This is a genomic window from Streptomyces sp. NPDC004435, assembly GCF_042873895.1.
Classification (GTDB): domain Bacteria; phylum Actinomycetota; class Actinomycetes; order Streptomycetales; family Streptomycetaceae; genus Streptomyces.
This window is the reverse complement of record NZ_JBIAMB010000001.1, coordinates 219,601-244,948: the sequence shown is the minus strand read 5'-3', so window position 1 is coordinate 244,948 and position 25,348 is coordinate 219,601. Positions and strand designations below refer to the sequence as shown.

Below are 25,348 nucleotides of genomic sequence, written 5' to 3'. Positions count from 1 at the left end.
TTAACCGGGCACCCGTGTCGCCTCGCTCTGCGATGGTCCGGCGACGGAGCGCGACGGGTCAAAGCACGTCCGGCGAGTCTGTCAGTTCCTCCGGAGGGAGGCCGGAAGTGGTCGTCGCAGTGGCTCCGGGTGGGTGTGGCGGGACCACCGCACCCGGCCGCCGGAGTGTTCCCGCGGCACCTCCTGACGCGATCCAGACACCGCTCGGAGCCAGAGAGGCGCAGGTCAGGGGCGGAACGGTGGTCCGGCCACCATCCGGCGGCCGAATCGGGTGCCGGGTCCACCTCGCCGGACGGGGGGTGCTCGCGCGACGGTGATGGGGCAGCGGAAGCCGGCTGCGCATCCTTCGGGCAGGACGGGCAGGAGTGTCGTGAGTACATCCGTCGCAATCAAGTACGGGACCGCATCCGCGGCCGCTCCGCTGACCGTGCCGCGGCCCCGGGTCCGCGCCGTGCCCCGGGCCGCCGCGCCGCGCCCCGGTGAGGACGTCTTCACCGAGCTGTCCACCGCGCTCTTCTCCGGCTTCGCCCGCCGCGACCAGCGGCTGAAGGCCGAGCAGTACCTGCACGGGCTGCTCACCGCGCAGGGCCGCAAGTCGATCCGGAACATCGCCGCGCAGATCGGCGGTCCGGCGGCCGAGCAGAGCCTGCACCACTTCATCTCCAGCTCCACCTGGGACTGGCAGCCGATGCGGGCCCAGCTCGGGCGGTTCCTGGAGCGCGGCGGGCACCCGCAGGCGTGGGTGGTGCGGCCGATGCCGATCCCGAAGGCCGGCGAGCATTCGGTGGGCGTGGACCGGCGCTTCGACCCGGAGCGCGGGCAGGTCTTCCAGGGCCAGCAGGCGTTCGGCGTGTGGTTCGCCGGCGAGGAGCTCAGCGCGCCGGTCAACTGGCGCCTGTTCCTTCCGGACCCGTGGGTGAAGGACCGCACGCGGCGCGACCGCGCGGAGGTTCCCGACGAGGCCGGCGAGGAGACCCTGGAGGAGTGCGCGGTCGCCGCGGCCCTCGACACCGCCCGCTGGACCGACGTCTCGCGCAAGCCGGTGCTGCTGGACATACGCGGGGGCGCGGGCCGGGCGGCGCTGACCCGTCTGGCCGCCGCCGGGGTGCCGGTGGTGGCGCGGATCGGGGCCGGTTCCCGGCTGGCGATCGCGGACCGCTCGCTGCCCGGCTTCGGCGCCGGCCCGCTGCCGGCGGCGCAGATACTGGAGTCCCTCAAGGGCCTGCGCAGGCCGGTGAGCTGGGTGGACACGGTCGGCGGCGCGCGGACCTCGCGCACCTCGCTGGCCACGGCCGTCCGGGTCGCGCTGCCCTCCCCCGGCGGGGAGCGGATGCGGCCGCTGATGCTGCTCGGCGAGTGGGACGACCCGCGCCGGGGTCCGGCCCGGGTGTGGATCAGCGACCTGACGCAGGCGACGGTCGGTTCGCTGCTGCGGCTGACGAAGCTGGCGCAGCGGGTGGACCGGGACTTCGCGGCGGTGGGCGAGGAGGCGGGGCTGCGGGACTTCGTGGGCCGCTCGTTCAAGGGCTGGCACCGGCACATCACGCTGGCCTCGGCCGCGCACACGGCGACCGTGCTCGGTTCCGCGTGGGAGTCGTCGGGGTACGGCACGGGCTACGGCACGCGCCGCGCGGCCGGCTGACACCACGTCGGAGTCTCCGCCACGGCCGGGTCCCGTCCGGCCGTCCCCCGAGCCCGCCCCAACGGGCCACCGGGGCGGGTGCCCGTCCGCACGCGCGGACGGGCACCCGTGCGTACCGGGTACGGCTCCGGGAGTCCTCGTCGGAATCCCGCGCACGCGCGCGTGGGACGGGTCTCAGTCCGCCGGGCCCGTCGGGGGGCGGGACGGGGCCGTGGCGGCGCGGCGGCGGGCCAGCACCTCGCGGGTGCGCTGGAGCCGCAGGGCCAGCTGGACCTCCAGGACCTGGCCGGGCTTCTGCCATTCGGGGCCGAGGAGTTCGCCGATGCGCTCCAGCCGGCGGGAGACCGTGTTGGGGTGGACGTGCAGGGCCTCGGCCGCGTTGGTGGGGCTGGCGCCGGAGGCGAAGTACGCCTCCAGGGTGCGGGTCAGGTCGGTGAGCCGCTCGGCGTCGTAGTCGAGGACGGGCCCGATGGCGTTCTCCACGAAGCCGTCCACGTCGTGGTCGTCGGAGAGCAGCATGCCGAGGAAGCCAAGGTCGGTGACGGCCGCTGCGGAGCCCGTACCGCCGAGCGCGCTCATCGCGTCCAGGCAGCGGAGCGCCTCCGCGTAGAGCGGGCCGACGGCGTCGGGGCTGCCTCCGGGTCCGGCGGCGGCGACGGAGACGGGGTGGCCGAGGAGCGGGGCGAGCTCCTCGGAGACGGCCGCGGCGGCGGCGGAGGCGTCCACGCCGGGGAGCAGCAGCACGATGCAGCCGCCCTGCACGGTCTTCAGGCCGGAGAGCCGGTACGCGTACGAGGACGCCCAGACCACGGCCCGGCCCTGCTCGCCGCCCTCCGGCCGGGCGACGACGAGGACGTGCGGCTTGCGCAGGTCCACGCCGAGACGGCGGGCGCGCTGGGCGCTCTGCTGCGGGGAGTGCGGCGGGTCGGCGATGAGGTCGTCGAGGAGTTCGTCGCGGACGGGGCCCTCGGCGACGGCGGTGGAGCGCTGCATGAGGAGGAGCAGGGCGACGGACTGGGCGACGAGTTCGAGGAGCCGTTCGTCCTCCTCGGTGAGGCCGCCCTCGGCGCGGACCACGAGGCCGCCGAGGTTCTCGGAGCCGGCGATGACGGGGGCGACCCAGACGGCGTCGGCGGCGAGGACGGGGCGGCGCAGGGCGTGGGCGTCGAGGGACGCCTTGGCGACGGCGTCCTCGTCGAGGTCGGGGAAGTCGCCGCTGGCGGCGAGTCGGAGGCCGCCGGGGTCGCGGACCATCACGGTGGCGTCGAGGGCGTCGCCCGCGGACTTGGCGACGTGCGGGAGGTCGCCGCCGGCGAGGACCAGGTTCATGATCCGGCCGTGGGCCTCGCTGGTGTGCCGCATCCGGGTGAGGCTGGTGCGCACGCGCGCGCTGTCCCTTTCCAGTTCGAGGAGTTCGGCGCGGGTGCGGTCGAGGAGTCCGGCCTTCTCGACGGCGAGGGCGGCCAGGTCGGCGAGGGCGCCGAGCAGGGCGACCTCCTGGGGGGTGTGCTCGCGGACCCGGCGGTCGGCGCCGAAGAGGGCGCCGATGACGGAGTCGCCGCTGCGCAGCGGCACGGCGACGATGGCGCGGAGCCCTTCGGCACGGACGGCCTCGTCGCCCGGGTCGACGACCTCGGCGTCGTCGAGGGCGGCGGCCGGGTCGGGGGCGGCGCCGCTGGTGAACCGCTCGTCGACCGGGTAGTCGGGGGTCCAGACGGGTTCGCCGGTGCGCTGGACGACGCCGCCGAGGCAGTTGCCGGAGCCGATGCGCATCCCCACGCTGAGGCCGGGTCCGCCGGTGCCGCCGGTGTCGCCGCCGGTGCGCGAGCCCTCGGTGATGCGGATGTAGCAGGCGCCCTGGGGGCCGCGCAGGGTCACGTACGCCATGTCGAGGCCGAGGAGGCGGCGGGCGCGGCGGGTGACGATGCGGAGCAGGCCGTCGAGGTCGTAGCTGAGTGTCAGGTCGCGGGCGGTGTCGGTGAGGACGGCGAGGGAGGCGCCGTCGCGGTCGGCGCGGACCCGGTCGGCGGCGCGCTCGGCGTGGAGGGCGCGGGCGAGGGTGACTGCCCGCTCCAGGCGGTCGAGTCCGGCCCGGTCGAGTCCGGCGATGCGGGCCTCGTCGAGGAGGGCCTCGAACTGGCCGGGCAGGGCCTGGCCCGCGAGCAGTTCCAGGACCGCGAGCAGCGTGTCGGCGTCCGCCCCTCCGTCCGCGCCGTGCGTGTCCATGGCCCCCACCCCCGTCGTTTCGCTTAAATCGGGCACCTCGGAGGAAACCCGTCCTCGCGGCCGAAACTAATTCGGCCCCGGGAGTGGGTCAACGGTGACGTGCGGCACTTCGTTCCCCACGGTCCCGGTTCCCTCCGTGAGCGCAACCGACGCTCCGTCAGACGGCGACGGCCACGCCCATGGTGGGGGTGTCGGCGCGGGCGGGCTGGTGCTGGGCGGGGATGCGCGGCAGGGCGGGGCCGTACCAGGTGACGAGCGGTGCCCCGTCGGTGCGCGCGGGGGTCGTCGGGACGGGTGCGTAGCCGTGGCCGAAGGCGGCGTCGGCGGGGTGCGGGGTCGTCCGGCCGGTGCCCACGCGCGTGTGGCGGACGGCGAGGACCGAGTGCTGGAGCCGGCGGAGCCGCGCGGAGGGCTCCATGCCGGTCTCGCGGTGCAGGACCGTGCGCAGCCGTTCGTAGGCGGCGAGGGCCTCCTCGTGGCGGCCGCAGCGGAGCAGGGCGACCATGAGGTGGGCTTGGAGCGGTTCGTCGGTGGCGTAGCGGGCGGCGAGTCCGGGGAGTTCGGAGAGGATCTCCTCGTGCCGGCCGAGGCCGAGCTGGGCCTCGACCCACTGGTCGAGGACGCTGAGGCGGGTGCTCTCCAGGCGTTCGATCTCGCGGCGGAGGCAGGGGCCCGCGGCCACGCCCGCGTAGGGCTCGCCGCGCCAGAGCGCGAGGGCCTCGCCGAGCCGGAGCGAGGCACGGGCCAGGTCGCCGACGTCCATGGCGCGGTAGCCGGCGCCGACCGCGCGCTCGAACTGCCCGATGTCGTGGACGCCGACGCCGGTGTCGAGCCGGTAGCCGCCGGGGAGGGAGACGAGGACCGCGTCGGCGGTGCGCCGCTCGCTCCAGCCGCCGGGCGCGCCGTCGTCCTCGGAGTCGTGCAGGGCGCGCGCGATGAGCGTGCGCAGCTCGGCTATGTGGGTCGCGAGCTCGGTACGGGCTCCGCGGGGGGCGCCGGAGGGCCAGAGCTCCTCGGTGAGGACGGTGACGGGGACGACCTGACCGGCGAAGGCGGTGAGCAGGGCGAGCACCTGGCGTGGCGCGGCCGCGGTCGGGGTGATCGATACCCCGCCCTCGCGGACCGACAGTCCCCCCAGGATGTGGACGTCCACTATGCCCCCTCGGTGTCTGCGCACGCGGATCCTCGGGTTGATTAAAAAAAGACCCCCCTGGTCATGTCAATAAGAAACCGGAAGGTATGGAATCCGGATCCCGGAAATCGGGGTGATTCACCCCCTTTGCCAGGATATAAGGACGGCAAGTTCTCGCCATGGGCCGAAAGCCGATGCATGCCAGCAGCATGTTTCGGACTCGGTAGTTTGGTTTTGAAGGGTCCCTGTGGATGCGGGGAAGGCGATCTTCGACGAGATCGCGCCACCGGGAGGGGCAAGCCGACCCGGCGGTCTGTTTCCCCGCCGGGTCGAGGGGGTTCCGGTCAGCCCACGGCGGCGGCCGTGAGCATGCCGAAGGCGGCCACGATCAGGGCCGTACGGACCCGGTGGTAGGCGTTCCAGCGCGGTTCGAAGGCGGCGCGGGTGGCGGCCGGGTCCTCGTCGGGACCCTCGGCGGCGGCGAGCGCGTTGTTGAGCGGGACGTTGCCGACCACGGTGATCAGGTGGTTGAGGACCGCGCAGACGAAGCCGGCGAGGACCAACCAGCGATCCGTCCCGGTCCGGCCCTCCACCGGCACCAGATAGGCGGCGAGCGGGAGGGCGGCCGCCGCAACGAAGACGACCATGAAGACCGCCCTGGGCACCGCCTCGTTCACCCGGCGCATCGCGGTGACGAACGCGGCGTCGGAGAGGCGGCCCAGGGCGGGCATGATCCCGGTGAGGAAGATGAGGAAGAAGCCGGCGTAGAGGCCGGTGCTTACGACGGCGAGGGCGAGCAGCAGGGTGGCCATGGGGCCATGATGCCGCCCCGGCGGCGGAGCCGCCCGTTCCTCCCGGTGGCCCGGTCACGCGCGCGTGGCGGGCCCCCGGCAGGTCTCACGCGTACGGGTCGGAGGACCTGAACTCACCTTCCTCCGCCGGACGTTCCCCGATCAGCCGGTCCGCCTGCCGTACCGCCTCCGCCAGCTCGCCGACCACCGCCGAACCGGACCGCTCCCGGATGCCGTCGGCGTACGCGGCGAGTTCGCCCAGGCGCGGGGCGCCCGGCAGCGAACCGCCGCGCAGCCGGTCCGCGAAGTACGCGGAGATCGCCGAGAGCTGGAGGCTGTCGCGGCCGGAGTCCCAGAGTCCGGCGCGCAGCGCGGCGGCCTCGACGCCGCCCGAACGCTCCTGCGGGGAACGGGACTCGGGGTCGAGCCAGCGGACGGTGGCGGTGGCGATCCGGCCGCTCGCGCCGGGCCGGGTCTTCACCGCGTACAGGGCGGTGACCGTGTGGCCCGCGCCGACCTCGCCGCCGTCGACCCGGTCGTCGCGGAAGTCATCGTCGGCGACCTCGCGGTTCTCGTAGCCGATCAGCCGGAACCGCTCCACGGTCTCCTGGTCGAAGGCGACCTGCGCCTTGGCATCCCGGGCGCGCAGTTCGACCTGGGCGGGCAGCTGGTCGACGAAGACCTTGCGGGCCTGCTCACGGGTGGAGACGTAGGTGGTCTGCCCGTCCCCCTTGTCGGCGAGCCGTTCCATCAGCTCGTCGCCGTAGTCGCTGCCGACGCCGACCCCGAAGAGGGTGATGCCGTGCTCCCTGCGCTGCTCGTCGATGTGGCCGAGGAGCGCGTCGGCGCCCGTCTCACCGGAGTTGGCGAGGGCGTCGGAGAGCAGGACGACCCGGTTGGTGGCGCCCTCGCGGCGGCCCTCGGACGCCACGTCGTAGCCGGTGCGCAGCCCCGCCTCCAGGTTGGTGGAGGAGCGGACGGCGAGCGCGTCGACGGCCTCGCGGACGCGAGGGCGGGCCTCGCCGAGCCGGGTCATCGGCAGCAGGGTCTCGGCCTCGTCGCTGAAGGCGACCAGGGCGACGGAGTCGTCGTCGCGGAGCTCGTCGGCGGCGAGCCGCAGGGAGTGCTGGACGAGGTCGAGCCGGCCGGGCTCGCTCATCGAGCCGGAGACGTCGACGACGAAGGTGAGGGCGGCGGGCGGGCGTTCGCCGGCCCGGTCCGCGCCCCGGGTGGCGAGACCGACCCGGACCAGCGACCAGCCCTCCGCCCCCGTGGCGGCGCCGTCGACGGTGACGCTGAAGCCGTCGTCGGCGGGGCGCGGATAGTCGGGGCGGAAGCTGTTGACGAACTCCTCGGGCCGGACCGTGGACGGGTCGGGCAGCCGGCCCTCGGCGAGCGAGCGGCGGGCGTAGCCGTAGGAGGCGGTGTCGACGTCGAGGGCGAAGGTGGAGAGGTAGTCGGGGGCGGGGCTAGGGGCCCGCTGCTCCCCCTCGGGCCCACCCGTGGGCCGGTCCTCGGCAGCGGCGGAGGGCGGGGCGCCGGAGGGCCGGGGCGCGGCGCTGCCGCCGCCGTCGGGGACGTACGGGGCCGCCTTGTGGCCGTCGCTCGCCGACTCCTTCCCGGTGCCGGCGCAGCCGCCGAGGAGGAGCCCGGCGACGAGCGCCGCGGCGAGGACCCCGCTTCTCCTGTGAGCACGCTTCATGGACAACTCCCCGTTTCTGTAAGGACCTTGTTCCGAGCACGGGCCACCACCGGGTGCGGCGGGAGCCGCGCCCCGGCTCCTGCGACTGTGACGAACGGGAGGCGTGCGCGGACCCCGCGAAGGAGTTGCGGATGGATCTCGATGTGGCAACGAGAGACAGAACGAGGGGCGATGGCATGGAGACGCCAGGTTTGTCCACAGGGGTTGTCACCGTAAGCAGTCACATGAGTACATAGAGTGGACATCGAGCGGGCGGGGGTGGTCAGCGGTGGCAGAGAGCGCGGGCTCCGTGATGCTCGCCCGTTCGGCGATGAACCGGTCCGCGACCGAGGGACAGCGGCCCGCGGGGCGCCCGGTCCGGGGGGCGCGGCGCATCAGCGCGGCGCTCGCCGGACTGGCCGCCTCGACCCGGCACGAGCTGCTGACCTTCGACGATCCGGTGGCCTCCGCGCAACACGCGATCCCCGGGCCGTTCCTGGAGCTGGCGGGGGCGTGCATGCGCGCCGCGGCGGAGCGGGCCGGTGAGGTGCGGCGGATCGTGCCCCGGCACGCGCTCCCCCGGCTGGCGGACGGCCCGCGGATACCCGGGCGGGCGCGGTTCGCCGACTCGATCCCGTTCAAGCTGATCGTGGTGGACCGGACGGTGGCGGCGATCCCGCTCGACCTGGAGCTGCTGTACAACGGGCTGCTGTTGATCCGGGACCCGGTGGTGGTGCAGGCCCTGGTGCGGGCCCATCACGCCTGCTGGGCGACGGCCGAGGAGCTGGGGCACATCCCTCCGCCGCGGTCCTCGGGCGGGCCGCCCGAGCAGCTGCGGCCGGTCCTGGAGGCTCTGCTCTCGGGGGTGACGGACGAGACGGCGGCGGCCCGGCTCGGGATGTCGGCACGGACCTACAGCCGGCGGGTGGGTGAGCTGATGGCGGCCCTGGGGACGACGAGCCGCTTCCGCGCGGGCGCGGAAGCGGCTCGTCGGGGGTGGTTGTGAGACCCGGTCCCACCGGGTCTCAGGACACGATGTCCTTGCGGGCGAAGCCCCGGAAGGCGAGGGCGAAGAGGACCAGGGCGTAGGTGACGGAGATCGCCGCCCCCTGGGCCATGCCGCCCCACTCCAGCCGGGGCTGGAGCGCGTCGATCCAGGCGAACTGCCAGTGCGCGGGCAGGAAGTCGCGCCAGTCGCCGAGCGCCGTGACCGCGTCCAGGACGTTGCCGACGATGGTCAGCCCGACGGCGCCGCCGACCGCGCCGAGCGGGGCGTCGGTGCGGGTGGAGAGCCAGAAGGCGAGGCCCGCGGTGACCAGTTGGGAGACGAGGACGAAGGAGGTGGCGATGAGCAGCCGGAGGACGGACTCCCCCGCCGGGAGCGAGCCGCCGGTGGGCAGCTGGAGCGGTCCCCAGCCGTACGCGACCGTGCCGGCCGCGAGGGCGATCAGCGGCAGGAGGAAGAGCGCCGCGGTGCTGTAGCCGAGCGCGACCGTCAGCTTGGCGGCGAGCAGCCGATGGCGCGGTACGGGCGCCGCGAGCAGATAGCGGAGCGAGGACCAGCCGGCCTCGGAGGCGACGGTGTCGCCGCAGAAGAGCGCCACGGGGATGACGAGGAGGAAACCGGCGGAGACGAAGAGGCAGGTCGCCGCGAAATTGGCGCCGGAGGCGGTCGCCGTGTCGATGAGGGTGATCCGGCCGCCGCGGTCGTCGGCGTCGGGGCCGCCGATGGCGAAGGCGACGATCAGGACGAAGGGCAGGGCGGCGAGCACCCCGGCCATCACCAGGGTGCGCCGGCGCTTCCACTGGCGCAGGGCCTCGACGCGCAGCGGCAGGGTGCGCCCGGGGCGGTAACCAGGAGCGAGGGCCTCGGGGGCGAGGCTCCCGGGGCCGGGGCCGGTGGCCGTCGCGGTCATGCGGATCCTCCGATCAGGGTCAGGAAGGCGTCCTCCAGGCGTCGGTGCGGACCGACCCCGGTCAGCGGGACGTCCAGGCGGACGAGTTCGCCGATCAGCGCGGTCACGTCGGCGGAGCCGCCGTCGGGGGTGCCGTCTGGGGTGCCCTCGGCGGAGCTGCCGGGTGCGCCCTCGGAGGCCCCTTCGAGGGCGCCTCCTTCGGGGGTGCCGAGACGGACCAGGAGGCCGTCCTCGGCGCGGACCGCGGCACCGACGCCGGGCAGGGCCGCGATCTTCTCGACGAGCGCGTCGCCGACGGGCGCGCCCAGGGTGACGAGGAGGGTGTCTCCGGCGCCGGTGATCTCGGCGACCGGGCCGGCCTGGACGAGCTGCCCGCGGTCCATGACGACGAGGTGGGTGCAGGACTGCTCGACCTCCGAGAGGAGGTGGCTGGAGACGATGACGGTGCGGCCGCCCGCGGCGTACCGGATCATCACCTCCCGCATCTCGCGGATCTGCGGCGGGTCGAGGCCGTTGGTGGGTTCGTCGAGGATGAGGAGGTCGGGCAGGCCGAGCATGGCCTGGGCGATGGCGAGCCGCTGCCGCATGCCCTGGGAGTAGGTGCGGACGGCCCGCTGGAGGGCGCCGCCCAGGTTGGCGATGCGCAGGGCCTCGTCCATGTGGGCGTCCTCGGCCGGGCGGCCGGTGGCCTTCCAGTACAGCTCCAGGTTCTCCCGGCCGGTGAGGTGCGGCAGGAAGCCGGCGCCCTCGACGAAGGAGCCGACCCGGGAGAGGACCGGGGCACCGGGGCGGATGGCCTGGCCGAAAACCCGGATCTCTCCCTCGTCGGGGGTGATCAGGCCCATCAGCATGCGCAGGGTGGTCGTCTTTCCGGCCCCGTTGGGGCCGAGGAGACCGAGGACCTGGCCCTGCTCGACACGGAAGGAGAGGTCGCGGACGGAGTACCGCTCGCCGCCCTTGTACTTCTTCGACAGGCCGGTGATCTGGAGCGGTACGGAGGCGAGCGCGGGGTCCGGCGCCGGGGCGGCCGTGCGCCGGCGGGCGGTCAGCAGGAGGGCCGCGGCGACGGCGAGGCCGGCGAGCGGCAGGCCCCAGACCCACCAGGGCAGGCCGGCGGCCTGGGTGGTGACGGCGGGCGCGGTGGGCACGGTGAGGGGGCCCTCGACGGCGACGGTGTAGCCGGCGGTGGTGACCGGGGAGGCGTAGCCGAGGTCGGTGGCGGCGACGACGAGGCGCAGCCGGTGACCCGCCTCCACCTCGTGGTCGATCGCGGGCAGGGTGAGGGTGACGGACCGGCCCTCGCCGGCGTCCTCGACGCGGATCGGGCTGACGAGCTGGGAGGGCAGCACCTGCTGCCGCCCGTCGGGCCCGACGTCGTACACCTTGGCGAAGAGGACGGCGGAGCCGTCGGCGGCGGTGGAGGTGACCTTGACGCGGACGGTGGGGGTGCCGGTGACGCGCAGCGGCGCGCTCTGCGGGGCCGCGTCGAAGCGCGCGTGCTGGCCGGGGAAGTCGAGGGCGAGGCCGACGCCGAGGGAGGAGGACAGTCCGCCGAGGCCGCCGCCGAGACCGGGCACGGCGGAGACGGCGGGCGGGGCGCCGCCGGCCGGGTTGGTGAAGGTCTGCGGCGGTCCGGCGAGGGCGAGTTCGCGGGTGTCCGCGCGCAGGCCCGGGTAGCGGTCCGCGGTGGCGGCGCGGAGGGTGGCCCGGCCGTCGGTGGAGTCGACCCCGCCGGTGCGGCTGACCCGGAAGGCGGGGCCGGTGTCGACGGAGGTGTCCCGCTTCAGCCAGCGGTCGAACCAGGCGCCGACCCGGTCCTCGACGCGCTCCGTCTCGCGGTCGCCGCCGTCGTGGCCGCCGGCCGCCCAGTCCACGGCGACGGGGGCGCCGTTGGCGGCGAGGGCGCGGGCCATCGCGTCGGACTGGTCGAGGGTGAAGAGGGAGTCGGTCTGGCCCTGGACGATCAGGGTCGGGACCTTGATGCGGTCGCCGACGGCGGAGGGGCTGCGCGACTCCAGGAGCGCGCGGGCGGCGGCGTCGGGCCGGCCCGAGACGGCGACGCGCTCCTTCAGGGCGCAGATCTCGGGGGCGAATCGGCCGCAGGCGCCGCCCGGGGCGCCGGGACCCGCGGCGGCGGCGCCGGGGGCAGCCTCGGAGGGACGGCCCTCCGGCGTGCCCTCGGGGGTGCCGGAGGGGGTGCCTGCGGGGACGCCCTCGGGCACGCCCGCGGAGGTACCCATGGGGGTGCCCATGGAGAAGAGGATCCCGGCCCACAGCTTCTTGTAGACGCCTTCGGGGAGGAGGGCGTCGGCGAGGTTCCAGTAGGTGATCTGCGGGGCGATGGCGTCGACCCGGGGATCGTGGCCCGCCGCGAGGAGGGAGATGGCGCCGCCGTAGGAGGCGCCGGTGACGCCGACCCGCGGGTCGCCGGCCTTGTCGAGGAGGACCTCGGGCCGCGCGGCGAGCCAGTCGACGAGCTTCCCGACGTCCCGGACCTCGTGGTCGGGGTCGTTCAGGCCGATCTGCCCACCGGAGGCGCCGAAGCCGCGCGCGGACCAGGTGAGGACCGCGTAGCCGTCGCGGGCGAGCCGCTCGGCCTGCGGGCGGACGTCGTCCTTGGAGCCGCCGAAGCCGTGCGCGAGCAGGACGGCGGGGCGGCGGCCCGAGCCCTCGCCGGTGAAGTACGAGGTGTCGATCCGCACCCCGTCGAGGTCGAGGGCCCGGTCCTCGCGCTGGACGGGCGGGGGTTCGTCCTGGGCGACGGCGGTCAGGGCGCCGGCGCCCGCGAGGACGGTGAGCGCGGCGGTGACCGCGGCCCACCGGGGAAGTCGGAGTCGCATGCCCCCGAGCCTAGGCGGACCGCCGGTGTGAGCACGGCTGCCCCGGGGCGGAGATGCGCGGCCTCCTGGAGTCGTACGCAGTACGGTCCGCGTACAGCGGTCGCGGTACGCGCGACCGGGCGGCGGCGGTGAGGGAGACGCGCGGTGGCGGACGGGTTCGAGATCCGGCGGGCCGGGACGGTGGAGGAGCTGCTCGCGGCGGAGCACCTGTACGACGGGCCGGCGCGGGCCGCGTGGGCGGAGCGCTTTCTCGCCTCTCCCGGGCACCTGATGCTGATCGGGTACGCGCCGGACGGCACGCCCGCCGGGTTCGTGACCGGGATCGAGATGCTCCACCCGGACAAGGGCGCCGAGCTGTGCCTGTACGAGCTGGGCGTCGACGAGGCGTACCGGCGGCGCGGCCTCGGCCGGGCGCTGACGGAAGCGCTGCTGGCGGCCGCCCGGGAGCGCGGGTGCGCGGGCATGTGGGTGCCGGTGGACACGGACAACGGCCCGGCGCTCGCCACATACCGCTCGGCGGGCGCGGCCCACGACGGGGTGTGCGCGGTCCTCGCCTGGTCCTTCGGCGCGGAGGGTCACGAGGCCTGACACCGGCGGACCGCCCGGCGCCGCCGGCCCCGGCGGAGGCCCTGGCCCTGGCACCGGCCCCGGCCCCGGCGGAGGGGTGGGGCCGCCGCGCGTCCGCGGCGCTCTGCCCGGCCGTGGGAAGCGCTTCGGCCGTTCCCCGGGAGCGCGCCCGGGGAACGGCCGAAGCACGCTCGTGTGCCGCCCTGGCGGTCAGTGGTTGCGCGGGAAGCCCAGGTCCACGCCGGTCGGGGCGTCGGCCGGGTCGGGCCAGCGGGTGGTGACGACCTTGCCGCGGGTGTAGAAGTGCACGCCGTCGTTGCCGTAGATGTGGTGGTCGCCGAAGAGCGAGTCCTTCCAGCCGCCGAAGGAGTGGTAGCCGACCGGCACCGGGATCGGCACGTTGACGCCGACCATGCCGGCCTCGACCTCCAGCTGGAAGCGGCGGGCGGCGCCGCCGTCGCGGGTGAAGATCGCGGTGCCGTTGCCGAACGGGGAGGCGTTGATGAGGGCCAGGCCCTCCTCGTACGTCTCGGCGCGCAGCACGCACAGCACCGGGCCGAAGATCTCGTCCTGGTAGGCCTTGGCGGTGGTGGGCACGTGGTCGAGGAGGGAGAGGCCGATCCAGTGGCCGTTCTCGTGGCCCTCGACGGTGTAGCCGGTGCCGTCGAGGACGACCTGGCAGCCCTCGGCCTCGGCGCCGTGCACGTAGGAGGCGACCTTGTCGCGGTGGACGGCCGTGATGAGCGGGCCCATCTCGGAGGTCGGGTCGGTGCCGGGACCGATCTTGATCTTCTCGGCGCGCTCGCGGATCTTCTCGACCAGCTCGTCGCCGATGGAGCCGACGGCCACGACGGCGGAGATCGCCATGCAGCGCTCGCCGGCGGAGCCGTACGCGGCGGAGACGGCGGCGTCGGCGGCGGCGTCGAGGTCGGCGTCCGGGAGGACCAGCATGTGGTTCTTGGCGCCGCCGAGCGCCTGGACGCGCTTGCCGTTCGCGGAGGCGGTGGTGTGGATGTGGCGGGCGATCGGGGTCGAGCCGACGAAGGAGATCGCGGCGACGTCCGGGTGCTCCAGGAGGCGGTCGACGGCGACCTTGTCTCCGTGCAGGACGTTGAAGACGCCGTCCGGCAGGCCGGCCTCGGCGAGCAGCTCGGCGATCTTGAGGGAGGCGGACGGGTCCTTCTCGCTCGGCTTGAGGATGAAGGTGTTGCCGGTCGCGATGGCGATCGGGAACATCCACATCGGCACCATGGCCGGGAAGTTGAAGGGCGTGATGCCGGCGACGACGCCGACGGGCTGGCGGATCGAGGCCACGTCCACGCGGTTGGAGACCTGGGTGGAGAGCTCGCCCTTGAGCTGGGTGGTGATGCCGCAGGCCAGGTCGACGATCTCCAGGCCGCGGGCGACCTCGCCGAGGGCGTCGGAGTGGACCTTGCCGTGCTCGGCGACGATCAGCTCGGCGATGGCGTCGCGGTTGGCGTCGAGCAGCGCGCGGAACTTGAAGAGGATCGTGGTGCGCTGGGCCAGCGAGGAGGTGCCCCAGGTGGCGAAGGCGTCCTTCGCGGCGCCGACGGCCGCGTCGACCTCCTCCACCGAGGCGAGGGCGACCTGGGTGGTGACCGCGCCGGTGGCCGGGTCGGTGACCGGGCCCCAGTTCCCCGAGGTGCCCTCGACGGTCTTGCCACCGATCCAGTGGTGGACGCTCTTCGTCATGACGAGTTACTCCTTCAGAGCCTTCGGTGCCTTCAGAGACGGCGGCGTCGGGCGGTGACGTGCCGGTCGTACTCCTCGCGGGCCTTGACCGCCGACGGGCGGGTCGAGATCTCGGCCACGGGCACATCCCACCACGCTTGGGCCGGAGGCGGGCCCGACACACTGTCGGGCGTTTCGGTCTCGATGTAGACACATGTGGGATCCGTGGCCGCGCGTGCGTCCGCGAGGGCTTCCCGCAGGTCACGGACGGTACGAGGGCGTAGCACGCGCATCCCGAGGGAGGCCGCGTTGGCACCGAGGTCGACGGGGAGCGGGGGGCCGGTGAAGCCCCCTCCGGGGTCCCGCAGGCGGTAGTCCGTGCCGTACCGCTCGGCGCCGACCGCCTCGGAGAGGCCGCCGATGGAGGCGTACCCGTGGTTCTGGAGGATCACCAGTCTCAGGGGCAGGCGTTCCTGCACGGCGGTGACGATCTCGGTGGGGTTCATCAGGTACGTCCCGTCCCCGACGAGCGCCCAGACGGGCCGGCCGGGGGCGGCGAGGAGGACGCCGACGGCGGCGGGGATCTCGTAGCCCATGCAGGAGTAGCCGTACTCGACGTGGTACTGGTCGCGGGAGCGGGTCCGCCAGAGCTTGTGGAGGTCGCCGGGGAGCGAGCCGGCGGCGTTGATCAGGATGTCGGTGGAGTCGACCAGGGTGTCGAGCACGCCGAGGACCTGGGCCTGGGTGGGGCGGGCGGTCTCGTCGGGGGCCGCGTAGGCGGCGGTGACCCGGGCCTCCCAGGCGGCCTTCGCGGCGGTCCAGGTCAGCGGGCGTGCCGGGTGGTCGCCGAGGGCGTCCGCGAGGGCGGTGAGTCCTTCGCGGGCGTCGGCGACGAGCGGCAGCCGCGTGCCCTGCTTGTGGGCGTCGAAGCCGGTGATGTTGAGGTTGAGGAAGCGGGCGTCCGGGGCGAAGAGGGTGCCGGAGGCGGTGGTGAAGTCGGTGTAGCGGGTGCCGACGCCGACGACCAGGTCGGCGGCGCGGGCCAGGTCGTTCGCCGTTGCGGTGCCGGTGTGGCCGAGGCCGCCGACCTCGCAGGGGTGGTCGTGCGGGAGCGCGCCCTTGCCGGCCTGGGTGGTGGCGACGGGGAGCCCGGCCCGCTCGGCGAGCCGGCTCAGGGCGTCCTCGGCGGCGCTGTGCCGGACCCCGCCGCCGGCGACGAGCAGCGGGCGGTCGGCCTGCCTCAGCGCCCGCGCGGCGGCGTCGAGTTCGGCCCGGTCGGGGCGGGGGCGGCGGACCCGCCAGACCCGGTCGGCGAAGAACTCCTCCGGCCAGTCGTACGCCTCCGCCTGCACGTCCTGCGGGAGGGCGAGGGTGACGGCGCCGGTCGCCGCCGGGTCGGCGAGGGTCCGCATCGCCTCCAGGGCGGCCGGGACCAGGGCCTCGGGGCGGCCGATCCGGTCGAAGAAGCGGGAGACGGGGCGCAGGCAGTCGTTGACGGAGACATCGCCGGCGTGGGGCAGCTGGAGCTGCTGGAGGACCGGGTCGGCGGGGCGGGTCGCGAAGGTGTCGCCGGGGAGCAGCAGCACCGGGAGGTGGTTGATCGTGGCGAGGGCGGCGCCGGTGACGAGGTTGGTGGCGCCGGGGCCGATGGAGGTGGTGACGGCGTGGGCGGAGAGCCGGCCGGTCTGGCGGGCGTGGCCGACGGCGGCGTGGACCATGGCCTGCTCGTTGCGGCCCTGGAGGAAGGGCATGCCGTCGGCGTGCTCGACGAGGGCCTGGCCGAGCCCGGCGACGTTGCCGTGGCCGAAGATGCCCCAGGTGGCGGCGATCAGCCGGTGCCGGGCTCCGTCGCGCTCGGTGTACTGGGCGGCCAGGAAGCGCACCAGCGCCTGGGCCACGGTGAGCCTCACGCGTATCCCTCCGTGTGGTCGGGGTGGAAGCTGACCCGCCACTCCCGCGCGGGGCCGGGGCCGGCCATGACGTTGAGGTAGTACAGGTCGTGGCCGGGCCGGGCGATCGAGGGGCCGTGCCAGCCGTCGGGGACGAGGACGGCGTCGCCGTGCCGGACCTCGGCGAGGAGGTCGGCGCCGCCGGGCCGGGAGGGCGAGATCCGCTGGTAGGCGTAGCCGCGCGGGTCCTCGATCTCGTAGTAGTAGATCTCCTCCAGGACGGATTCGGTCCCGGGGCGGTACTCGTCGTGCTTGTGCGGCGGGTAGGAGGACCAGTGGCCGCCGGGGGTGATCACCTCGACGGCGATCAGCCGGTCGCAGGGGAAGGCGTCGGCCGAGGCGAAGTTCCGCACCCGGCGGGCGCGGTCGCCGCTGCCGCGGTCCTCGACGGGAACCTCCGGCGCGGGGCCGTAGCGGGCGGGGAGTCGTCGCTCGCAGTTCGCTCCTGCCAAAGCGAAGCGGCCTCCCGCGCCGGAGGCGATCTGGGCGTGGGCGTCGCGCGGTACGTAGACGAAGTCGGTCACGGAGGCGAACACGCTTGCGCGCCCCTCGAGTTCGAAAAACTCCCCGTCGACGCGCACGGTACCGCCCCCGGCGAGGGGAAGCACCACCCATTCGGCATCCGCGCTGTCGAAGGTGTGCTCCCCGCCGGGCGGCAGGTCGACGACGCGGAGTGCGGAACGGCTCCATCCGGCCGTCACGGGGTCGATGTCCAGGGCGTACGGCCCTCGGGCGGCGCTCCCGGCGGGGAGGTGGAGGCGGCGGTCGGTCACCAGGGGTCGTCCTCGGTCGGGAGGGTGCCCGAGCCGGTGGCGAGGGCGCGGTCGATCTCGTCGGTGTCCGGCATGGCCGGGGCGCAGGCCAGCCGGCCGGCGACGAGGGCGCCGGCGGCTCCGGCGCGGCGCAGGGTGTCCGCGAGGGGGAGACCGGCGAGGAGGCCGTCGACGAGGGCGCCGCCGAAGGCGTCGCCGGCGCCGAGGCCGTTGACGACGTCGACGGGGAGCGGCGGGACGGCGGCGCGCCGGCCGTCGGCGGCGAGCGCGAGGACGCCCTCGGGGCCGCGTTTGACGACGGCGAGCGGGACGGTGCCGGCGTCGCCGGGGGCGAGGAGGCCGAGGAGGGCGCGGGCGGCGGCCTCCGGGTCGCGTTCGCCGGTGGCGACCTCGCACTCCTCGGCGTTGCCGACGGCGACGGTGGCGTGCCGCAGGGCCTCGGTGTAGTGGGGGCGGGCGGTGGCCGGGTGGGGCCAGAAGGCGGGCCGCCAGTCGAGGTCGAGGACGGTGTGGGCGCGGCCGGACCGGGCCTTCAGGGCGGTGAGGGTGGCGGTCCGGCTGGGCTCCTCGCTGAGGCCGGTGCCGGTGGTCCACAGGACGCGGGCGGAGCGGATCGCGTCGAGGTCCAGCTCGTGCGGGTGGATCTCCAGGTCGGGGGCCTTGGGGCGGCGGTAGAAGGTGAGCGGGAAGTCGTCGGGCGGGAAGAGGGCGCAGAAGGTGACCGGGGTGGGGTGTTCGGGGACCTCGGTGACCCAGCGGGCGTCCACCCCGAACTCCTTGAGTTCGCGCCGGAGGTAGCCGCCGAAGGGGTCGGCGCCGGTGCGGCTGATCAGGGCGGTGCGTCGGCCGAGGCGGGCGGCGGCGACGGCCACGTTGGCCGGGGAGCCGCCGAGGAACCGCCGGAAGGTCTCGACGCGGTCGAGTCCGACGCCGCTCTGGAGGGGGTAGAGGTCGACGCCGAGCCGCCCCATGGTGATCAGGTCGTACGGCTCCGACTCCACCCGTGCCACCTCTCGACTCCGGCGTCCGTTCCCAGGTCTAGCCGTCCGCCGGGAGGCGTGTCAACGATATGTCAGGACATTCGGACGGATGCGCCGCGCGTCCGGCGGGTGTCTTGACGCTGCTCCGGGGCGCGGTCAAGGTGGCTGGCATGACGAAGCCGTCGCCGCCGTCGCCGTCGCCCGCCCGCATCCGCATCGGTTCCGCCCCGGACTCCTGGGGGGTGTGGTTCCCGGACGATCCCCGGCAGGTGCCGTGGCAGCGGTTCCTCGACGAGGTGGCGGGGGCCGGTTACGAGTGGATCGAGCTGGGTCCGTACGGCTATCTGCCCACCGATCCGGCGCTGCTCGCCGAGGAGACCTCCCGGCGCGGGCTTCGGGTGTCGGCCGGCACGGTCTTCACCGGGCTGCACCACGGGCCCGCCGTGTGGGAGCGGACGTGGGCGCACGTCGCGGAGAACGCGGCCCTGGCGCAGGCCATGGGCGCCGGGCATCTGGTGGTGATCCCCTCCTTCTGGCGGGACGACAGGACCGGTGAGGTGCTGGAGGACCGGGTGCTGACGGCGGGGCAGTGGCGGGACCTGACCGCGCTGACCGAGCGGCTGGGCCGGGAGGTGCGGGAGCGGTACGGGCTGCGGATCGTGGTCCATCCGCACGCCGACACGCATCTCGACGACGAGGAGAGCGTGACCCGCTTCCTGGACGCCACCGATCCGGAGGCGGTGGCGCTCTGCCTGGACACCGGGCACTACGCGTACGCGGGCGGGGACAGCGTGAAGCTGATCGAGAGCTACGGGGAGCGCATCGGCTACCTCCATCTGAAGCAGGTGGATCCCGCGGTGCTGGCGTCGGTGCGGGCCGAGGGGCTGCCCTTCGGGCCGGCGGTGGCGCGGGGCGTGATGTGCGAGCCGCCGGCGGGGGTGCCGGCGCTGGAGCCGGTGCTCGCGGCCGCGGCGGCGCTCGACGTGGAGCTCTTCGCGATCGTGGAGCAGGACATGTATCCGTGCGAGCCGGACGCCCCCTATCCGATCGCCCTGCGCACCCGGGGCTATCTCCGCTCCTGCGGGGTGTGACCGGGGGCTCCGCGCACGGAGGCGCGCCGCTGTGACCGTTCGTCACTTCTGTCACGGAGGTCCCGTCCTCGTCACATGTGTCGTGGTTTCGCGGGCTGCGTGTCACAGCCGGTCGACAGCCGCTCCCCGGCTGTCGGAGCGGGTCCTTCCGCGGGCACAGGACGGGTGATTTCACCGACGCCACCGCCCGCAGCGCCCCCGAACGGCACCCCCCGCCACCGCTGCGCGGCACGGGGCGTGAGGGAGGCACAGGCACATGACGGACAGGAACCTCTGGTCGTACAAGGACATCGCCGCGCACATCCGGGTCCAGCCGGACACGGTCCGCTCCTACCGGAAGCACGGGCTGCTTCCGCCGCCCGACCGGGTCGAGTCGGGCAAGCCCTTCTGGTACGCGGACACCGTCCGCGCCTGGGTCGCGAGCCGTCCCGGCAACCGGGCGCGCCGCGACTGATCCCGTCCGTCCGGCCCGTGCGGCGCCGTCCTCCGGTGGAGTCCGTGGGGCGGCGCCGCGGCGCGTCCGGGCCCTCGCGGGAAGGGGCGTCTAGGGCGTGTTTCGAAAGTAGCGCCGTCCGCCCGGAGGGCGGGCCCCGCGGCGTCTGGTGCGTGCGATCGCAAGGCGGAGGGTCGTCCTCGTACTGGGCGTACTCGGACGATCCCGACAACGCGGCGAGCGTGCGTGCCAGGCGTCGCGGGGCAGGCGGGACTTTCGAAACACGCCCTAGCCCCGGGTGGCGACGGGCTCGCGTATCTCCTCCGCCTCGGCGGACGGGGTGGTGGGGGTGGCGGGCGGCTCGGACTCGCTGATGCCGAAGCGGTCGTGGAAGCGGCGGAGCGGTCCGGGGGCCCACCAGGTGAGGCGGCCGGTCAGCTTCATGACCGAGGGGACGAGGAGGCTGCGGACCACCATGGCGTCCATGACGACGGCGAGGGCGACGCCGAGGCCGAGCATCTTGGTGTTGGTGACCCGGGAGGTGCCGATGGCGACCATGACGACGGCGAGGATGACGGCGGCGGCGGTGATGAGTCCGCCGGTGCGGGCCAGTCCGAAGCGGACGGCGCCCTCGTGGTCGCCGGTGGCGTCGTACTCCTCCTTGATCCGGGAGAGCAGGAAGACGCCGTAGTCCATGGAGAGGCCGAAGGCCACGCAGAACATGAGGACCGGCAGGGTGGTCTCGATGTCGCCGGTGGCGGTGAAGCCGAGGAAACCGGAGAGGTGTCCGTCCTGGAAGACCCAGACGACGGCGCCGAACATGGCGGTGAGGCTGAGGGCGTTGAGGACGACGGCCTGGACGGGGATGAGCACGCTGCCGGTGAGCAGGAAGACGAGCAGCAGGGTGACGAGGACGATGATGCCCGCGGCCCAGGGGAGCCGCTCGGCTATGGCGTCCTTGGAGTCGACGAGGACGGCAGCCTGGCCGGTGACGGAGGTGCTGAAGGGGGCTTCGACGGCGCGCAGTTCGCCGACGGCGCGCTGGGCCCCGTCCCCGACGGCCGGGCCTTCCGGGACGACGCTGTAGTAGGCCGTGGCGTCCGCGCCGGTGCCGGAGACGACGGGGCCGTCGACCCGGACGACGCCGTCGAGGGCGGCGATGCGCTCGCGGTAGGCGGTGTGCTCGGCGGGGGTGGCGGGGCCCTCGGCGAGGACGGTGATGCCGCCGCCGGGGTCGCCGGGGAAGCCGGTGCGCAGCTCCTCCTGGACGATCCGGGAGGTGGCGGTGGGAGGCAGCTGCCGGTCGTCGGCGGTGCCGAACTTCACCCCGAGGAAGGGCAGTCCGAGCAGGACGAGGCCGGCGGTGGTGAGGACGGCGAAGACGGGCGCCCGGCGCATCACCAGGCCGGCCGTCCGGGACCAGCCGCCGCCCGCCGGGGCGTCCTCCGCCCGGGCGCGTCGGCGCCGGAAGAGGCGGCGCAGGTCGAGGGCGTCGACCCGGTGGCCGAGGAGCACGAGGGCGGCGGGGAGCAGGGTGAGGGCGGCGGCCGCGGCGAGCAGGACGACGGCGATGCCCGCGTAGGCGAAGGACCGCAGGAAGTACTGCGGGAAGACGAGCATGGCGGCGAGCGAGACGGCGACGGTGAGGGCGGAGAAGAGCACGGTCCGGCCGGCGGTGCGCAGGGTGGTGCGGACGGCGGCGGAGGGCTCGGCCCCGGCGGCCAGCTCCTCGCGGTAGCGGCGGACGACGAAGAGCGCGTAGTCGATGGCGAGGCCGAGACCGAGCGCGGTGGTGAGGTTCTGCGCGAAGACGGAGACGTCGGTGAACTCGGTGATGCCGCGCAGCACGGCGTTGGTGCCGAGGATGGCGACGATGCCGACGCCGAGCGGCAGCAGGGCGGCGACGGCGCTGCCGAAGACCATGACGAGCAGGACCAGGGTGAGCGGCAGGGCGATCAGCTCGGCCCGCAGCAGGTCCTCCTGAATGATCGTCTGCATCTCGTGGCGGACGGCGAGGCCGCCGCCGAGGGTGACCTCGACGGGTCCGTGGGTGCCGCGGTACTCCGGGGCGATGCGGTCGAGGAGCTCGCCGGCCGCCTTCTCCTCGCCGGCGATCCGGGCGGCGACGACGGCCTTGGTACCGTCCTCGGAACGGAGGGCGGGCGAGCCGCCCGCCCAGTAGGAGCCGACGCCCTCGACGCCGGGCTCGGCGGAGAGCCGCTCGGTGAGCCGGCGGGCCTCCGCGGCCACGGCGGGGTCGTCGACGCCGGCCTTCCCCGCGTCGACGAGGAGCAGCAGATTGGGCTGGGAGCCGGGGAACTCCCGCTCCAGCGCCTTCGTGGCGTAGCTGGACTCGGCGGCCGGGTCCTCCCAGCCGCCGCTGCCCATCCGGTCGGCGACGCCGCCGCCCGCGAGGACCGCGAGGGCGGTGAGGACGAGGGCGACGAGCAGGGTGAGCCGCGGCCGCGCGGTCACGAAGCGCGTCCATCCCCCGCCCCGGGCCGGGCTGTCACCCCGTGCGGGTGGCGCTTTCTTGACTTCGGACATGACGCGGTGTCCCCTTCACCGTGGCCCTCGTGCTCGCTTCCCGGCAGGTCACGAGGGCCGTCCATTGCCATAGACTGGCAAACACGAGCGATCACTCGCGTATTCATAGAATGCGAGCGACCTCTCGTGTTTGTCAACGCGTATCGAGGAGGACTGGGGACAGCCATGCCCGAGGACCCGAAGCCGCGCCGCCGACAGGCCCGCGGCGAACGCCGCATCTCCCAGCTGCTCCAGGCGGCCGCCGCCGTGTTCTGCGCCAACGGCTACACGGCCACCAGCACCAACGCGATCGCCCGCGAGGCCAAGGTCTCCCCGGGCACGCTCTACCAGTACTTCCCGAACAAGGAGGCGATCGCCGTCGAGCTCGGCGGCCGGCTCATCCAGCAGATGCGCGAGGCCCACGGCCAGGTCTTCACCCCGGCCAACATGGCCCTGCCGCTGCCGGAGCTGATCGACGCGGTGCTCGACCCGATGATCGAGTTCAACTGCCTCAACCCGGCCTTCCTCGCCCTGATGCACGGCTCCGAGGTGCCCGGCAGGATCGCCGAGGAGCACGACGAGCTGCACGCCTCCCTGCTGCACCAGGTCCGCGAGACGATCGGGAACCGGGCCACGCCCCCGCTCCCCGAGGACCGGCTGGACCGGATCGCCGACATGGCCTTCGCCGTCTTCAAGGGCGGGCTCGCGCTGATCGTCGCCGCACCCGAGGGGCCCGTGCGGGACGCGGCCGTCGCCGAGCTCAAGACGGTGATGCTCCGCTACCTCTCCCCGGTCGTCGACGGGGTGGGGACCGGAGGCGGGACGGAGACCGGAGGTCGGGTGGCGACCGGCGGCCGGGCCGTCACCACGCCTCCGACTCGCTGACCGCCTCCGCGGCCCCCTGGTCCCGCCCCGCCCGCATCCGCATCGCGAGCAGCGGGAAGACCAGCACGGAGACCATCCCGGCGCCCACCAGCGCCGCCGCCTCGCCCGCCGACAGGGCCTCGTCGTCCAGGCCGATGGTGGTGATGGCGACGACGAGCGGCAGCGCGGTGGAGCCGTAGAGGACCAGTGCGCCGCGGTCCTTCCGGTCGAGGTCGCGCGGGGCCAGGAACCACAGCGGCCCGCCGCGCACCACCAGGAAGAGCAGCAGGAAGACCGGCAGGAGGAGCAGCGTCCGGCCGCCCGAGAGCAGCGAGTCCAGGTCGAACTCGATGCCGGTGACGACGAAGAAGACCGGCACGAGGAAGCCGAAGCCGACCGCTTCGACCTTCCCCAGGATCTCCGGGCCGGCCTCGGGCGCCGCCCCGGTCAGCACCAGCCGGGTGATGAGCCCCGCGGCGAAGGCCCCCAGCAGGACGTCGAGGCCGAGCGCCGTCGACGCCCCGAGCATCACGGCGAGCAGCAGGAAGACGAAGCGGACCGCGAACTGGCCGCTGGTGTGGAGGGTCTTGGCGACGACGGCGGCGAACCACGGCGGGCGGGGCCGCAGGGCCCAGAAGACGGCGGCGGCGGTGAGCGCGGCGAAGACCAGGAGGAGCGCCGTGGACTGGGCGGCGCTCCGCCCGCTGAGCAGCAGCGCCATGGCGATGATCGGCCCGAACTCGCCGACCGCGCCGAAGGCCATCACGACCGAGCCGAAGCGCCCGCGCAGCCCGCCGGAGTCGCGCAGCACGGGCAGGACGGTGCCGAGGGCGGTGCTGGTGAGGGCCACGCCGATGAAGACCCCGGTGGAGTAGCCGCCGCCGAGCAGGATGCCGGCGGTGAGCCCGAGGGCGAGCGCGACCAGCCAGGCCCAGACCGAGCGCCTGAGCGTGTCGCCGCGGACCTTGCCGAACTCGATCTCGTACCCGGCCAGGAAGATCAGCATGGCGAGGCCGAGCTCCGAGAGGCCGTCGATCAGCTCGCCGGAGTGGGCCCAGCCGAGCACGTCGGGGCCGACGAGGATGCCGAGGAGGATCTCGAAGACGGCGAGCGGGACGGGGACGCGGCGCCCCACCCCGTACGCCAGCAGGGGCGCGAGGACGGCGACCACCATGATCAGGACGAGCGTGCTCCCCGAATGCGACATATCGGGTATCTACCATAAGCTCCGGTCAGATGCCCTGTCGGCGGAGGGACTTGGAGGCCCGCGGATGCACGAGTACCGGCCCACTGCCCCGACCCCTCCCCCACCGCCCCCGGCTCCCCCGGAGCCTCCGGGGCCGCGTCCCGGCCTGTGGAAGCGCTGCCTGTGGGGCGGCCTCGCGCTGTGGGCGCTGACCGCGGTGGTCACGTACGCCACCGCCAACACCACCCTGCTGCCCACCCTGATCCTGCTGGGCAGCTTCCTGGTCCCGGGCGTCTTCGTGCTGTGGGCGTACGAGCGGCACGGCCGCGACCTCGGACTGCCGGTGATCCTCGGCTGCTTCGTCACCGGCGGCATCCTGGGCGTCCTCGGCGCCTCGGTCATGGAGTACTACCTGCTCCACCCCTCGCTGTGGATGTTCCTCGGGGTCGGACTGATCGAGGAGGCGGTGAAGCTGGCCGCCCTGATGTTCGTGGTCCGGCACCGCCCGTACCTGCGCGGCCGGCGCGCCGGCCTGGTGCTCGGCGGGACGGTCGGCTTCGGCTTCGCGGCCTTCGAGAGCGCGGGGTACGCCTTCAACGCGGCCGTCACCCTGGACGGCATCGACCTGCGCTCGCTGCTGGAGACCGAGATCCTGCGCGGGATCCTCGCCCCCTTCGGGCACGGCCTGTGGACGGCGATCGCGGGCGCGGTGCTCTTCGCCTTCCGCCGCCCCGACGGGCGGTTCCGGCTCACCGGGGCGGTCGTCGGCACCTACCTGGGCGTGGCGGTGCTGCACGCGCTCTGGGACTCGATGCACGGCATCGCGCTCTGGCTGGTGCTCCGGCTGACCACCACGGACCTCGACCGCTCGCTCTTCGCCCAGGGGTACATCCCGGAGCCCACGTCCGAGCAGGAGCACCTCTTCACCCTCTTCTCGGTGGGCGGTCTGGTACTGGTGACACTGGTGGGACTGACGTGGCTGAGATCGCTGGCGCGGCGCGAACCGGACAGGAGTGGCATCCATACCCCCTAGGGGTATAAGCTGGAAGGGTAAGGCTC

19 protein-coding genes are annotated in these 25,348 nt (G+C 74.4%); 7 read left to right on the top strand and 12 right to left on the bottom strand.

Annotation, left to right across the window (positions count from 1 at the left end; translation table 11 throughout):
* Window positions 1-370 precede the first annotated feature (370 nt).
* Window positions 371-1,642, top strand: a complete 1,272-nt coding sequence (locus ACFYT9_RS01095; protein ID WP_376595826.1) for an IS701 family transposase — start codon at window positions 371-373, stop codon at window positions 1,640-1,642.
* A 174-nt stretch (window positions 1,643-1,816) separates the two neighbouring features.
* Here the strand turns inward: ACFYT9_RS01095 and ACFYT9_RS01090 are convergent, their stop codons facing one another.
* The 4 genes from ACFYT9_RS01090 to ACFYT9_RS01075 all read right to left on the bottom strand — a co-directional run bounded on the left by ACFYT9_RS01090 (window position 1,817) and on the right by ACFYT9_RS01075 (window position 7,493).
* Window positions 1,817-3,868: a GAF domain-containing protein gene (locus ACFYT9_RS01090; protein WP_389160134.1), complete on the bottom strand. Its 2,052-nt coding sequence runs from the start codon at window positions 3,866-3,868 to the stop codon at window positions 1,817-1,819.
* A 157-nt stretch (window positions 3,869-4,025) separates the two neighbouring features.
* Window positions 4,026-5,021 carry a BTAD domain-containing putative transcriptional regulator gene (locus ACFYT9_RS01085; protein WP_389160133.1) on the bottom strand — a complete coding sequence of 332 codons (996 nt, stop codon included), beginning with the start codon at window positions 5,019-5,021 and terminating at the stop codon, window positions 4,026-4,028.
* 323 nt (window positions 5,022-5,344) lie between these two features.
* Complete coding sequence (locus ACFYT9_RS01080; RefSeq protein ID WP_387273945.1) at window positions 5,345-5,812, bottom strand: DUF1772 domain-containing protein; 468 nt, start codon at window positions 5,810-5,812, stop codon at window positions 5,345-5,347.
* An 85-nt stretch (window positions 5,813-5,897) separates the two neighbouring features.
* Window positions 5,898-7,493 (bottom strand): von Willebrand factor type A domain-containing protein, encoded by a 1,596-nt coding sequence (locus ACFYT9_RS01075; RefSeq protein ID WP_389160131.1) that lies wholly within the window; start codon window positions 7,491-7,493, stop codon window positions 5,898-5,900.
* A 268-nt stretch (window positions 7,494-7,761) separates the two neighbouring features.
* On the opposite strand from ACFYT9_RS01075, the gene ACFYT9_RS01070 reads away from it, so the two are divergent.
* A complete protein-coding gene (locus tag ACFYT9_RS01070) occupies window positions 7,762-8,478 on the top strand; it encodes a DNA-binding response regulator (protein ID WP_389160130.1) in 717 nt (238 codons plus the stop codon).
* Window positions 8,479-8,497: 19 nt separating this feature from the next.
* On the opposite strand, the gene ACFYT9_RS01065 is transcribed toward ACFYT9_RS01070, so the two are convergent.
* Window positions 8,498-9,388 (bottom strand): ABC transporter permease, encoded by an 891-nt coding sequence (locus tag ACFYT9_RS01065; protein WP_389160128.1) that lies wholly within the window; start codon window positions 9,386-9,388, stop codon window positions 8,498-8,500.
* A complete protein-coding gene (locus tag ACFYT9_RS01060; RefSeq protein WP_389160127.1) occupies window positions 9,385-12,228 on the bottom strand; it encodes an alpha/beta fold hydrolase in 2,844 nt (947 codons plus the stop codon). Before ACFYT9_RS01060 ends, ACFYT9_RS01065 begins: the two co-directional genes overlap by 4 nt.
* Window positions 12,229-12,372: 144 nt before the next feature.
* Between ACFYT9_RS01060 and ACFYT9_RS01055 the strand changes: the two genes are divergently transcribed.
* On the top strand, window positions 12,373-12,816 hold the full coding sequence (locus tag ACFYT9_RS01055) for a GNAT family N-acetyltransferase (RefSeq protein ID WP_389160125.1): 444 nt from the start codon (window positions 12,373-12,375) through the stop codon (window positions 12,814-12,816).
* 189 nt (window positions 12,817-13,005) lie between these two features.
* Here the strand turns inward: ACFYT9_RS01055 and ACFYT9_RS01050 are convergent, their stop codons facing one another.
* From ACFYT9_RS01050 to iolC, 4 genes are read right to left on the bottom strand one after another with little or no spacing between them, the layout of a single operon-like run.
* Window positions 13,006-14,508 carry a CoA-acylating methylmalonate-semialdehyde dehydrogenase gene (locus ACFYT9_RS01050; protein ID WP_387273957.1) on the bottom strand — a complete coding sequence of 501 codons (1,503 nt, stop codon included), beginning with the start codon at window positions 14,506-14,508 and terminating at the stop codon, window positions 13,006-13,008.
* A 32-nt stretch (window positions 14,509-14,540) separates the two neighbouring features.
* The gene (iolD, locus tag ACFYT9_RS01045; protein ID WP_389160607.1) at window positions 14,541-16,403 is read right to left on the bottom strand and encodes a 3D-(3,5/4)-trihydroxycyclohexane-1,2-dione acylhydrolase (decyclizing); all 1,863 of its coding nucleotides are present in this window, start codon (window positions 16,401-16,403) and stop codon (window positions 14,541-14,543) included.
* Window positions 16,394-17,209, bottom strand: coding sequence for a 5-deoxy-glucuronate isomerase (iolB, locus tag ACFYT9_RS01040; RefSeq protein WP_389160123.1), 816 nt, complete (start codon window positions 17,207-17,209; stop codon window positions 16,394-16,396). The genes iolD and iolB overlap by 10 nt, the downstream gene beginning before the upstream one ends.
* The gene (iolC, locus tag ACFYT9_RS01035) at window positions 17,206-18,180 is read right to left on the bottom strand and encodes a 5-dehydro-2-deoxygluconokinase (RefSeq protein ID WP_389160605.1); all 975 of its coding nucleotides are present in this window, start codon (window positions 18,178-18,180) and stop codon (window positions 17,206-17,208) included. The genes iolB and iolC overlap by 4 nt, the downstream gene beginning before the upstream one ends.
* A 179-nt stretch (window positions 18,181-18,359) precedes the next feature.
* On the opposite strand from iolC, the gene ACFYT9_RS01030 reads away from it, so the two are divergent.
* Together ACFYT9_RS01030 and ACFYT9_RS01025 are read left to right on the top strand one after the other, a co-directional pair.
* Window positions 18,360-19,280, top strand: a complete 921-nt coding sequence (locus ACFYT9_RS01030; RefSeq protein WP_387273961.1) for a sugar phosphate isomerase/epimerase family protein — start codon at window positions 18,360-18,362, stop codon at window positions 19,278-19,280.
* 256 nt (window positions 19,281-19,536) lie between these two features.
* Window positions 19,537-19,734, top strand: coding sequence for a helix-turn-helix transcriptional regulator (locus ACFYT9_RS01025; RefSeq protein WP_376602477.1), 198 nt, complete (start codon window positions 19,537-19,539; stop codon window positions 19,732-19,734).
* Window positions 19,735-20,001: 267 nt separating this feature from the next.
* Here the strand turns inward: ACFYT9_RS01025 and ACFYT9_RS01020 are convergent, their stop codons facing one another.
* Window positions 20,002-22,260: an MMPL family transporter gene (locus ACFYT9_RS01020; RefSeq protein WP_389160121.1), complete on the bottom strand. Its 2,259-nt coding sequence runs from the start codon at window positions 22,258-22,260 to the stop codon at window positions 20,002-20,004.
* A 165-nt stretch (window positions 22,261-22,425) separates the two neighbouring features.
* Between ACFYT9_RS01020 and ACFYT9_RS01015 the strand changes: the two genes are divergently transcribed.
* Window positions 22,426-23,124 (top strand): TetR/AcrR family transcriptional regulator, encoded by a 699-nt coding sequence (locus ACFYT9_RS01015; RefSeq protein ID WP_389160119.1) that lies wholly within the window; start codon window positions 22,426-22,428, stop codon window positions 23,122-23,124.
* On the opposite strand, the gene ACFYT9_RS01010 is transcribed toward ACFYT9_RS01015, so the two are convergent.
* On the bottom strand, window positions 23,102-24,310 hold the full coding sequence (locus tag ACFYT9_RS01010) for a cation:proton antiporter (RefSeq protein ID WP_389160118.1): 1,209 nt from the start codon (window positions 24,308-24,310) through the stop codon (window positions 23,102-23,104). The genes ACFYT9_RS01015 and ACFYT9_RS01010 overlap by 23 nt on opposite strands.
* 64 nt (window positions 24,311-24,374) lie before the next feature.
* Here ACFYT9_RS01010 and ACFYT9_RS01005 point away from each other — a divergent pair, with 64 nt between their 5' ends.
* On the top strand, window positions 24,375-25,322 hold the full coding sequence (locus ACFYT9_RS01005) for a PrsW family intramembrane metalloprotease (protein ID WP_389160116.1): 948 nt from the start codon (window positions 24,375-24,377) through the stop codon (window positions 25,320-25,322).
* Window positions 25,323-25,348 lie beyond the last annotated feature (26 nt).

Bases quoted from the DNA above. Each gene is read 5' to 3' on its own strand.
- ACFYT9_RS01030 (WP_387273961.1), top strand. From the start codon at position 18,360: ATGACGAAGCCGTCGCCGCCGTCGCCGTCGCCCGCCCGCATCCGCATC.
- ACFYT9_RS01065 (WP_389160128.1), bottom strand. From the start codon at position 9,388: ATGACCGCGACGGCCACCGGCCCCGGCCCCGGGAGCCTCGCCCCCGAG.
- ACFYT9_RS01005 (WP_389160116.1), top strand. From the start codon at position 24,375: ATGCACGAGTACCGGCCCACTGCCCCGACCCCTCCCCCACCGCCCCCG.
- ACFYT9_RS01010 (WP_389160118.1), bottom strand. From the start codon at position 24,310: ATGTCGCATTCGGGGAGCACGCTCGTCCTGATCATGGTGGTCGCCGTC.
- ACFYT9_RS01090 (WP_389160134.1), bottom strand. From the start codon at position 3,868: ATGGACACGCACGGCGCGGACGGAGGGGCGGACGCCGACACGCTGCTC.
- ACFYT9_RS01020 (WP_389160121.1), bottom strand. From the start codon at position 22,260: ATGTCCGAAGTCAAGAAAGCGCCACCCGCACGGGGTGACAGCCCGGCC.
- ACFYT9_RS01060 (WP_389160127.1), bottom strand. From the start codon at position 12,228: ATGCGACTCCGACTTCCCCGGTGGGCCGCGGTCACCGCCGCGCTCACC.
- ACFYT9_RS01080 (WP_387273945.1), bottom strand. From the start codon at position 5,812: ATGGCCACCCTGCTGCTCGCCCTCGCCGTCGTAAGCACCGGCCTCTAC.
- iolC (WP_389160605.1), bottom strand. From the start codon at position 18,180: ATGGGGCGGCTCGGCGTCGACCTCTACCCCCTCCAGAGCGGCGTCGGA.
- ACFYT9_RS01015 (WP_389160119.1), top strand. From the start codon at position 22,426: ATGCCCGAGGACCCGAAGCCGCGCCGCCGACAGGCCCGCGGCGAACGC.
- ACFYT9_RS01075 (WP_389160131.1), bottom strand. From the start codon at position 7,493: ATGAAGCGTGCTCACAGGAGAAGCGGGGTCCTCGCCGCGGCGCTCGTC.
- ACFYT9_RS01025 (WP_376602477.1), top strand. From the start codon at position 19,537: ATGACGGACAGGAACCTCTGGTCGTACAAGGACATCGCCGCGCACATC.
- ACFYT9_RS01050 (WP_387273957.1), bottom strand. From the start codon at position 14,508: ATGACGAAGAGCGTCCACCACTGGATCGGTGGCAAGACCGTCGAGGGC.